Below are 10002 nucleotides of genomic sequence, written 5' to 3' on the forward strand. Positions count from 1 at the left end.
GGAACAAACTGGTTTTGGAAATACGCGAAGGGCAGGAAATTGTACATGGCGCGACCATGAAAGATGACAGATTCCGAGTGTACCGCGCTGAAACACGGTACACTGTTCACTTAATTATTCAGCGCTGAATGAGAAACTGCTGAAACTCGTATGTCAATGGTAGGAGACGCGATGACACTTCGTGAACAATTACAGACGATCGTCCAAGAAAAGCATTTGCTCAACCATCCCTTCTATGTCGCCTGGACCGAGGGCAAACTAACGCGATCGCACCTGAAGCACTACGCCATTCAGTACTTTCAGAATGTGCTAGCGTTTCCGACCTACTTGAGCGCTGTGCATTTCAACACGGTCGGTGTAGAAGATGCGATCGGCGTCCGGCAGGAAATCTTAGAAAACCTGATCGAAGAAGAGCGCGGCGACAACAATCACCCAGCTTTGTGGCGGCGGTTTGCCGAATCTTTGGACGCAACCGACGCAGAACTCACCGAAACCGCGCCGCTGTCCACCACTCATAACTTGATAGACACCTTTCGTCGTCTGTGTCTCCAGTCGCCGTTCTATGCGGGATTGGCAGCCCTGTTTGCCTACGAGTCGCAGATCCCAGAAATTGCAGGGGTCAAAATTGACGGGCTGCGCCAGTTTTACGGCATGACCAATTCAGCCGACTACCTGTTCTTTACGGTGCATCAGAAAGCCGACGTGCTGCATACCGAAACTGAACTGAAGCTGATTGAACAGTACGCCGACTCGCCCGAAAAGGAAGCGGAAGTGCTTGCTGTAGCCAGAGAAGCCACCGATGCGCTCTGGGGCTTTTTGGATGGCGTGTACGAAACGTACTGCGCAGACGTGATGGCAACCGCTGCGTAATCGATCCGTCTGACGTGAATTAAGCCGTGGGGGCAAAGCATTCAGCCGAAACCCTCTGTATCTGAGTCAGAGACTTATCTGCCGAATGCTTTGTCCGCCTACGGTTTTAGCCAGAAGTGTCGGATACAGACATAACCCTGCACAAGGTGAAAAATTGTAGAAAACGGCGTAATACCATTTCGGAATTCGGCATTCGAAATTGCAACCGCTCGATTTCGCCAACGTTTCAGTCGATTGATCTGTAACTGGGATTTAGAGAATTGGTATAACCGACTAAACCACGCATGTCCCTCAAACCTGCCCGAAAACCCGCCTACTGCTACTGCACAGAATGCGAGCATCAAACGATTCTGCACCGACAGCAGGCAAATCCGTTGCCGTTTGAGCAAGCAATGCGGGTGTATTGCGAGTGCGCCGATCGCTGCGGTTCCTGCCTATACCCACTAGAGCAGTTGTTTCGTGCTCATGAGTGCTATGTAGAGTCCGACGATCGCGGCTAGAGGCTAACCGAGGGTGGCAGCAGCACTGCATCAATCACATGAATAATGCCGTTGTCAGCTTCGACATTTGCCGTTACGACCGTTGCATCGTTCACTTTAACGCCACCGTTGCTAGAGATTTTAAGCGTTGAGCCTTCAACAGTCGTGGCACTATTCTGGTTGGTAATCTCCGGCGCAGCCAGTTCGCCTGCAACAACGTGATACTCCAAAATTTTCCGCAGCGTCAGAATGTCTTCTAGCAACGCTTCAACCGTTCCCGATGGCAGCTTAGAAAACGCCTCATCGGTAGGAGCAAAGACGGTAAAAGGACCGGGACTTTTGAGAGTGTCAGCGAGTCCCGCGGTAGTCACAGCAGCTACAAGGGTGGAAAAGGTTCCAGCATTAATGGCGGTATCGACCAGATCAGGCATAGTTGTTAGGTAGAGGTCACTGAATGGATTGAACAAAACGATTTACCGCGACGGCTGATGATTAACATCTGCTGCGCTAAATCGGGTGGGCAATGACAACAAGCTCTCTTGCACGCTCTGGCTGCTGATGAACATCGCCCACCTACAACGCGGCTAGCCACCAAAGCGTTTCGATGTAGTATGTACTGCGTCAAGCGCACATGCTTCAAGACGATTGTGCAGTCTTGTCAGCATTGCGGGATCAGTCTATCGGTAGAGAATTATGCCCTAGCGTCGCTTGTCCAGTCTGGATGCCGCTTTCGAGCCCAGCAGCGGTAACTACCTGCGCGATCAAGCGCTTCAAGACCGTGTCCTAGTTGTTTTGCTGTTTGTATCCTTCGGTACACGCTGCTTATCTATCTAAAGATCAACGGTTCTTTGTGCCATTTTATATAGAAGCGATCGAGAAGCGTCGAATACTCTATTGGAGGTTATGTTGCATCTGTCCTCAAACATTTCCACCGCTTTAGACAAGGAACATGTCTTCACAAAGATACATCTCGGGACTTGTTAGAGAACCTCAGAGCAAACGGCTATGAACCGTAGACTGTCGCTATCTGTGCAAGAGAAAGAACAGCTTTTCCAATTAGAATTGGTAAAAGCATGTGTACCGTATGATCAAGCTGTGAAAGCGGCGCGTATTCTAGTCTCTGAATGTCCTGATGAGCTGTTGACTGCTGAGGATATTCAAGTCGTGAAGCAGGCGTGTCTTCACTGGCTAGAGCAGCGCAAGCGGCAAACGTTTATCTCAAAGGTTCTTGAGGAATCTTTTGATTTATCGGGTAGGCAAAGCTTCTAGAAGCTTCTAATTGGTTATTCAAAACTGTTAATTAAATTATTAACCTGGCAAGCAAACTTTAGCGGCGACGTAAAGGGCGCCATATAGGTTTCGCTATTCAAGAAACACGATCGCGTTACGTAGCAATTACGTTGGTGCGGTGCAGCATTGCCTCAGACAATCTACACCGATGGGTGAATTGAACTATTCTGAAGATATTACGCCCACACCACCCACAGACTGTCTACTTAACGCTTTGTTAGAGCCATGACAACCACGCCAGTTGAAACCACCGTCTCCGCCGATCGCACGTTAGGTGGCACAGTGCAACAATTTCACTGGACCTACCAGGGGCAAGACTTTTCGGTAGTGTATGAAGTGCTGGGACACGGATCTCCAGTCTTGCTGCTTCCTGCCTTTAGTACGGTTTCTACTCGGTTGGAAATGCAAGGCATTGTGGAGCAGCTTGTTCCTCATTTTCAAGTGTTTGCAATGGACTGGTTAGGCTTTGGCGCGTCTGACCGTCCCAGTTTGGATTACCAACGATCGCTCTATCACCAATTGCTGCAAGCGTTTGTCGGGGCGGTTTTTCAAACTCCAGTTGCCGTAATTGCAGCGGGTCACGCTGCTGGATATGCGATGCAGGTTGCTCAGCAGCAGCCCTGCCCTTGGTCTAAGATGCTGCTGGTGGCTCCTACCTGGAAAGGTCCATTGCGGGTGATGGGAGCTTCGGCTTCGGTCAGGAAATCTGTACGCGAGTTGGTGCGATCGCCGGGATTGGGTCAAGCACTTTACACACTGAATACCGCTCCAGCATTTCTCAAATTCATGTACCGTCAGCACGTCTATGTGGATGCTGCCAAGCTGACGCCAGAGTTCATGCAGCAGAAGTATCAAATTACCCAGCAGCCCGGAGCCAGATTTGCCCCTGCTGCCTTTGTCACTGGGGCATTAGACCCAATGGAGAACCGAGAGGAATTTTTGAGTTTGGGGCGATCGATTTCGGTTCCGGTTAGGGTTGTGATTGGTGAACATTCTCCCGCTCAGTCAAAAGCTGAGATGGAAGCCTTAGCTGCGTTACCCAATGTTCAGTTCGATCGAGTTCCTGGGTCACTGGGCTTGCATGAAGAATACGCAGCGGACGTTGCCCAGATATTTTTGGCGAACTGGACTTAACCGTATCTAAATACATCTAAAATTCGATTTCTCAACTGTTCAGGAATGCTGTGCATTACCTGATATTCTGCTTGTTCAGGATCGTTGGACAACGCCTCTGCAACTTTATCCAACACGTCAAAGACTAAAGGAACTCCCAGATGTAATTCCTCTAAAGTTTCTCGCTGGGCGAACACATCTTGGGGCGTTCCTTCCAGAACCAATCGTCCTTTATCAAGAATGAAAATCCATTCTGCCCAACAGTAGGCAAGGTCCAGATCGTGCGTTGCCATGACGATCGTGGTTCCGCCCGCGTGAATCTGGCGCAGCTTTGCCATCAGATCGCGAGTTTGCAATTGATCCAGATAGGCGGTTGGCTCATCCAACAGCAGAAGTTCGGGCTGGAGCACCATAACATCTGCCAAAGACACCCGCTTTTTTTGCCCCAGACTTAAGTGATGCACGGGGCGTTCTGCCAGTTCAGTCAGGTTAAAGTGGACGATCGCATCGCCCACTCTCTGGTTGACTTCTGACTCCGGCAATCCCTGATTACATAGCCCGTAGGATAAATCTTCTTCTACCGTAGACGCGACCAACTGCTGCTCCGGGTCTTGAAACACCAGCCCCACTTTTTGGCGCAGATTCATGAGCGACGCGCGATCGTAGCGTAAGGGTAAACCGTGCCAATGCACCGATCCCCTCTGAGGTTTGTAGAGACCGTTTGCCAGTAAAAACAACGTGGTTTTACCGCAGCCATTTTGACCAATTAAGGCACAGCGTTTTCCGGCAGGAATGCGGAGCGTCAAGCTCTGGAGCGCAGGTTGAGGAGTGCTGGGATAGGTGTAATCAACTTGCTCAAACGCCAACAGCATATTGCCACCCGGTAAGCGCCACTAAGATCGCACAGCCAAACAATGCCTCTAAACTGTAGCGCTTAGACGGCAAATACCGACGCGAGTGACACACCCGAAACTCCCCAGTGAAGCCACGCGATTCTAGCGTTAGTGACACTTGACGATAGTTTTCCAGCGTGCGCCGGAGCAACTGTCCCACTAATAGTCCCAGGCTTTTGAGCCAGAGTTTCCGCGTCCGGTAACCACCGCGCGATTGTTGAGCAGTCCACAGTTCACTCGCCGTACGCAGCAGCACGAAAATAAAGCGATACATCAGCATCAGCAAATCGGTTAGCAAGGCAGGGCAACCGATGCGACGAAGAATATCCAAAATCTCGGTGAAGGGAACGGTGAGTATGACAAAGTAAATGCAGGCGGTTGCCGCGATCGCCCGGACGGCTAGCTCGACTGCCTGCTGAATGCCATGCTGGCTCAGGTAAACGTAGTAATGACCCCAAGCAACTCCTTGCCAAACATCCGCCTGAACGGATTGCAGATGAGATACATCAATCCCGCTCACCACGATCGCGGGCAAACTCGTCAGCCAGAACAAAGCCGGAATGGAAAGCAGGCGCAAATAGGTAGCCGCCGGAATGCCTGCATAAACGATGGTCCACACGCTGATCCAACCTGCGATTAGGATCTGTACCGGAGCGTGAGAGCAGTACGTAATCAGGAGCAGCGCGATCGCAAACAGCAGCTTTTGTTCGGGCGGTAGCTGCCGCAGTCGATTGGTGTAGGCGATCGTGTCAATTTGCAGCGTCATGACTGTACAAGCGTCATGACTGTACAGACGAATAGCGTGTGCTGCTGGGTCATCGCTTTACTTCTCGTCCTTAGCTTTTTTCTCCGATCGTCCACGATACAGCCCAATGACATAGCCAATGACTCCTGCTCCCAATGCTGCTTGAGAAGCAAATAGCAAGCTTTCCACTTCTCCACTGGGTGGCTCAAAGAAGTGGTTAAACCACGGCTCGTACGATGGGTTAAGCTCTTTTATCGCTTCTTCAGCTTGAGCATCAGCACCAGAGAATTCACCTCGGACAACTACTAAAGGAACAACGGCAAGGGCAATCACCGCGATCGCCAGTAGCCAATTCTGTTTAGATGAATGTTTCTGCATGGTTCAACTTTCCTGCTTCAGGAGTTTAAGCGTCTCTAGTTCTTGACGTCCATACGATTGCAGCCAGTTCCACACCAGCACCGTCAGCAATCCTTCACTAATTGCCAGTGGTACCTGTGTCAGTGCAAAAATGCTTGCAAACTTGAGAAATGCCGCCATAACGCCTCCACTCGCTGCCGGAAATGCCAGCGCCAATTGAATCGAGGTTGTGACATAGGTGAGTAAATTTTCTAACGCCGATGCGAGAAAGATTGCTGCCTTTTGATGCCCTGTTCGCAGCACCAAATGATAAATTAAATACGCGGCAAAGGGACCGACGATCGCCATCGAAAACAGATTTGCGCCAAGAGTTGTCAATCCACCGTGAGCCAGCAGTAGCGCCTGAAATAGCAGCACCAGTCCACCCAAAACCGACATCACGGAAGGACCAAACAAAATTGCTCCGAGTCCTGTTCCAGTTGGATGCGAGCAGCTTCCTGTCACGGATGGAATTTTTAGAGCAGATAATACAAATGTAAATGCGCCTGCTAGCGCTAAAAGAAGCTTTAATTCTGGGTTTTGTTTGGTGATGCGGGTGAGCGATCGCAGCCCGACCAGGAAAAACGGCAGCGACACCGCCCACCAAAAAACCGCCCACTGCACAGGCAAAAAACCTTCAGCAATATGCATTGCATGGGCAGAATTCGCTGAGCCAAGCAAAAGATAGCCGCTCAAAGCAGCCATTAATCCTAAGCTGAGCCATTTTTGATGTCGTGTTTTCATCCAGCACCTCGCAGTCAGACGATTCAAAAGATATTAGTTTAAACCGATATTAGAAGGGGGTTAGAGAATGGTTTTCTACAGCTTTTACGCTTGCAGTCCCAGCATCTTTAGCGCATGTTGGCGCTCCGTTGGTTTTCCTTGTTCACTATAGAGCGTAGCTGCCTGCTGACAATCCGCGATCGCGCCGTGCTTGTCACCCATCCGGTGACGCGCAGTAGGGTCATTAATGGCTCACCTCCTGACTGATCAATAAGTTTTGCGATCGCTGGCTCAATCAAGCCTTACCTGAATCTGCGTTCAACGAGCGAGGGCGAAACTGAATCAATGGTAGATTACCCTCACATTCAGCAACGCTCCTTTCCCCAGCCTCCGCTTCAACGGCTCTCTAAATTCAGACAGTTAGACCGTAAAGGTTGTTCTCAGCGTACCGATCAAAATATTCTCGTTCCTGTCATTCTGACCAGGATTAATCCTGTAAATGACGCCTGGTGTAATCGAGATGAGGTCATTCAGTTGGTCTTGTAAAAGGCTTTAAGGTGGATTGGAAGGTCGTTCTGAGCACCTGTCGCGTGCTATGCAGCCGTTGGGTTACCCACAGGACTTACGCAAACCTCGGAGGTTTTAACCAAGGATCAAGCATCGCGATCAAACCTAATGGCTTAAACCTCCGAGGTTTTAGTCAAAATGCGTAAGTCCAGTAGCTGCCATTAAACAGACCCGCCTTGGGCGCAGGACTGTTAGCGGCGCAATTCCAATACCCAACACCAGCGCTTTGCGTCCGAATTTCACATTCGACCGATGGCGAGCCAGATCGACCACGATGCGGCTTCCGGTTGCCTAGCGCAGACACGACACAGACGATCGACTAACACGCGGCTGCATCAATGCTCTTAGCGAATCGCTCCAACTTCTTGATCCATTCGGCGATCGCCTTCGTAATATGCCGTGCGCTAGATGGCTTTGGCGATCGCTCGTGCAAATGGTCTCCGGCTTGCGGAATTGAGATCGTGTCAGGCTACCAGGGTTCGTAGTTGGGATTCCAGTAGTAGCGAGGATATTCCAACGTGAGATACTCGCGACATCGCTGCAGTGGGCTAAATAGCTCATCGCGAGTCGGAACTAGCGGCAGTGTTCTGACTTGGGCGCGATCGCTCGGCAGCGTTTTGGCTAACTCTTCAACCTGCACCAAATCCTGATTGCCGTCTACAGCCAGTGCAGTAAAGCGCGTGCGATCGTCCTACAGAAAATCAGCCGGAGCTTGCTTGATCATCTAAGCGATGAAATCGGGCGTTGCTGAATGCAAGCATGATTGCCCTCATCCCCAGTCCTTCTTAAGAAGTGCTGGGGATGAGGGCAGATTTACAATTCATACCCCTATTCAGCAATGCCTGGATTTCTTCGTTCCCAACGCCTGCGCGAGAACGAAGAAATCTCATGCTGTTAAACAAGTTGAACTAGAGGTTGGTTGATACTGAAACTCTTGTAGGCTGAGCTTTTTCGACCGGAGTCGGGACCTTTTGCGTGGGCAGACCTTCGATCGGACATTCTGCAGTGCCAACCGTTGGACGGGTAATTGCCTCCACCTTTTCTTTCGCCTTTTTCGGGTCAAGAATCCATTCGCGGTAGAACTCGTACGGACATTCCGCCATGCCCTCGGAGCCATCGCCAGAGTTAAGCATTCCCGTGTAGCCACGATGCAATAGCTTAAACAGATGATTCTGAGACTGAGCGTTCTTGCGGAAGTCGCGAATCGCAAACTTAGACAGCGCCGCGTACTGAATGCCGTTCTCTTCCTCGCCGCATTCACCCAGCGTGCGACCATCAAAGCCAATGACGGCGGAGTGCCCAAAGTAGCTGTAAACGCCGTCAAATCCAGCAGCGTTGGCAACGGCAACGTAGGTGTTATTCATCCATGCCATTGCCTTAGAAACCAGAATTTGCTGCTCTTTGGCAGGATACATGTAGCCCTGGCAGCGAATCACTAGTTCGGCGCCCCGCATAACGCAATCGCGCCAGATTTCGGGATAGTTGCCGTCGTCGCAGATAATCAGACTAATCTTTAGACCTTTTGGGCCATCGGAGACATAGGTGCAGTTGCCGGGATACCACCCTTCGATCGGCGTCCACGGCATAATCTTGCGGTATTTCTGAACAATTTCACCCTGATCGTTCATCAAAATCAGAGTATTGTAAGGCACCTTGTTCGGGTGATCTTCGTGCTTCTCACCTGTTAGAGAAAAGACTCCCCAAACTTTGTTTTTGATGCAAGCTTCAGAAAAAATTGCGGTTTCTTCACCCGGCACGGCTGCTGCCGTTTCCATCATTTCCTTCGGGTCATACATGATGCCGTGGGTGGAATATTCTGGAAAGATTACCAGATCCATCCCCGGTAAGCCGACTTTCATGCCATCGATCATTGAGGCAATCTTTTTGCAGTTCTCAATCACTTCAGCCTTTGTATGCAGGCGCGGCATTTTGTAATTAACAACCGCAACTCCAACGGAATCTTCGCTTGAAGAAATATCACCGTGGTAAGACATTTGAATCCTCCAATCAACGTGTACTCAAATCACTTCTTGGCAAACTGAAATCTGTAAAGGATTAATCACTAACCCTTTCAAGGTGTCCTAGCGGTAAGGAGCCTCAATGTCAAACAATACTGTTAAACAAACTTGGTCCTAAACCGTACTCGAGTAAGCACTAACAAGCAGTCCTACCACTAACCCATCAATTTTGAGAAAGCTTTAGCGGTATGGGTGAATCATAGAGAATCAGACACAGGCAATTTGTATCATGCATCACCAATAGTTAATGTCTTAACTACTTTTCACCCAATCCCAATTACACACTGCTTTCTTACGGTAGAAAGCCCGCCACATTGGCAACGTGGAAGTTTCTTAACAAAAGCAAACTGCTCTGACTGTCGATCGATTCAGCTACTCTTCAAGTAGCTTTAAGACTTGTTGCGCAAGGTTGACGAATTTTTCACGCTCACCGTCGTCGAATGTATCCATTAATTTGGATAATTGGTCCTGATCTTGGGGCGCAATCCAGTCAAGAAACTGCTGTCCTTTTGCGGTCAGTTGAACGGTTAGAGCACGTCGATCGAACGGGTCATTGTCCCGCTCTACGTAGCCCTCCTGCTCCAGTCCATTGAGCAAACCCGTCATTGCAGGTCGCGAAATTCCACAGTGTTTTGCCAACGCAGACGGACTAGCAGACTGTTCAGGTTCGCTGCTCAAATACATTAAAGCAGCCAGTTTACTCTGCGAAAGCCCCAGCTTTGCTGAATGCTCATCGGTAATGCGCAGCACCATTCTGGCAATACGAGTGATCAGATACATGGTGTACAGGGTGCTGGCGTTGGGCGCGCGGATGATATCCTGCGTCACTTCTGTAACCCATTGACCCAGCGTTTCTATCTTTTCTCGCTGCTCTGACTGCTGTTGAGCTTGTTGCAGTCCGTGCAGCG

Annotated in this window: 12 protein-coding genes and 1 pseudogene; 4 read left to right on the plus strand and 9 right to left on the minus strand. The window is 50.0% G+C overall.

What is annotated here, in order from left to right; translation table 11 throughout:
• The first annotated feature begins 171 nt into the window (after positions 1–171).
• Positions 172–870 (plus strand): CADD family putative folate metabolism protein, encoded by a 699-nt coding sequence (locus H6F43_RS07265; protein WP_190342113.1) that lies wholly within the window; start codon positions 172–174, stop codon positions 868–870.
• Positions 871–1154: 284 nt separating this feature from the next.
• Positions 1155–1370: a (2Fe-2S)-binding protein gene (locus tag H6F43_RS07270; RefSeq protein ID WP_190342115.1), complete on the plus strand. Its 216-nt coding sequence runs from the start codon at positions 1155–1157 to the stop codon at positions 1368–1370.
• Here the strand turns inward: H6F43_RS07270 and H6F43_RS07275 are convergent.
• Positions 1367–1780, minus strand: coding sequence for a fasciclin domain-containing protein (locus H6F43_RS07275; RefSeq protein WP_190342117.1), 414 nt, complete (start codon positions 1778–1780; stop codon positions 1367–1369). The two genes, H6F43_RS07270 and H6F43_RS07275, sit on opposite strands and share 4 nt — an antisense overlap.
• Before the next feature lie 574 nt (positions 1781–2354).
• On the opposite strand from H6F43_RS07275, the gene H6F43_RS07280 reads away from it, so the two are divergent.
• Together H6F43_RS07280 and H6F43_RS07285 are read left to right on the plus strand one after the other, a co-directional pair.
• Entirely contained in the window at positions 2355–2618 is a 264-nt protein-coding gene (locus tag H6F43_RS07280) for a hypothetical protein (protein WP_190342119.1), read from the plus strand.
• Positions 2619–2864: 246 nt separating this feature from the next.
• A complete protein-coding gene (locus H6F43_RS07285; RefSeq protein ID WP_190342121.1) occupies positions 2865–3773 on the plus strand; it encodes an alpha/beta hydrolase in 909 nt (302 codons plus the stop codon).
• Here the strand turns inward: H6F43_RS07285 and H6F43_RS07290 are convergent.
• The 8 genes and pseudogenes from H6F43_RS07290 to H6F43_RS07325 all read right to left on the minus strand — a co-directional run.
• Positions 3770–4624, minus strand: a complete 855-nt coding sequence (locus H6F43_RS07290) for an ABC transporter ATP-binding protein (RefSeq protein ID WP_190342122.1) — start codon at positions 4622–4624, stop codon at positions 3770–3772. The two genes, H6F43_RS07285 and H6F43_RS07290, sit on opposite strands and share 4 nt — an antisense overlap.
• Positions 4608–5411, minus strand: a complete 804-nt coding sequence (cbiQ, locus tag H6F43_RS07295) for a cobalt ECF transporter T component CbiQ (protein WP_190342124.1) — start codon at positions 5409–5411, stop codon at positions 4608–4610. The genes H6F43_RS07290 and cbiQ overlap by 17 nt, the downstream gene beginning before the upstream one ends.
• A 57-nt stretch (positions 5412–5468) precedes the next feature.
• Entirely contained in the window at positions 5469–5768 is a 300-nt protein-coding gene (locus H6F43_RS07300; RefSeq protein WP_190342126.1) for an energy-coupling factor ABC transporter substrate-binding protein, read from the minus strand.
• A gap of 3 nt (positions 5769–5771) precedes the next feature.
• Complete coding sequence (locus H6F43_RS07305; RefSeq protein WP_190342128.1) at positions 5772–6530, minus strand: energy-coupling factor ABC transporter permease; 759 nt, start codon at positions 6528–6530, stop codon at positions 5772–5774.
• 399 nt (positions 6531–6929) lie between these two features.
• Positions 6930–7081, minus strand: a pseudogene (locus H6F43_RS07310) (carbohydrate porin); the annotation flags it as partial.
• Positions 7082–7545: 464 nt separating this feature from the next.
• Positions 7546–7719 carry a hypothetical protein gene (locus tag H6F43_RS07315; protein WP_190342131.1) on the minus strand — a complete coding sequence of 58 codons (174 nt, stop codon included), beginning with the start codon at positions 7717–7719 and terminating at the stop codon, positions 7546–7548.
• Between the two features lie 265 nt (positions 7720–7984).
• Positions 7985–9070 carry an aliphatic amidase gene (locus H6F43_RS07320; protein WP_190342133.1) on the minus strand — a complete coding sequence of 362 codons (1086 nt, stop codon included), beginning with the start codon at positions 9068–9070 and terminating at the stop codon, positions 7985–7987.
• Positions 9071–9466: 396 nt separating this feature from the next.
• The coding region (locus tag H6F43_RS07325; protein ID WP_190342135.1) for a MarR family transcriptional regulator at positions 9467–10002 on the minus strand (536 nt) is incomplete at its 5' end.

Source organism: Leptolyngbya sp. FACHB-36 (assembly GCF_014695955.1).
GTDB lineage: Bacteria > Cyanobacteriota > Cyanobacteriia > Leptolyngbyales > Leptolyngbyaceae > FACHB-36.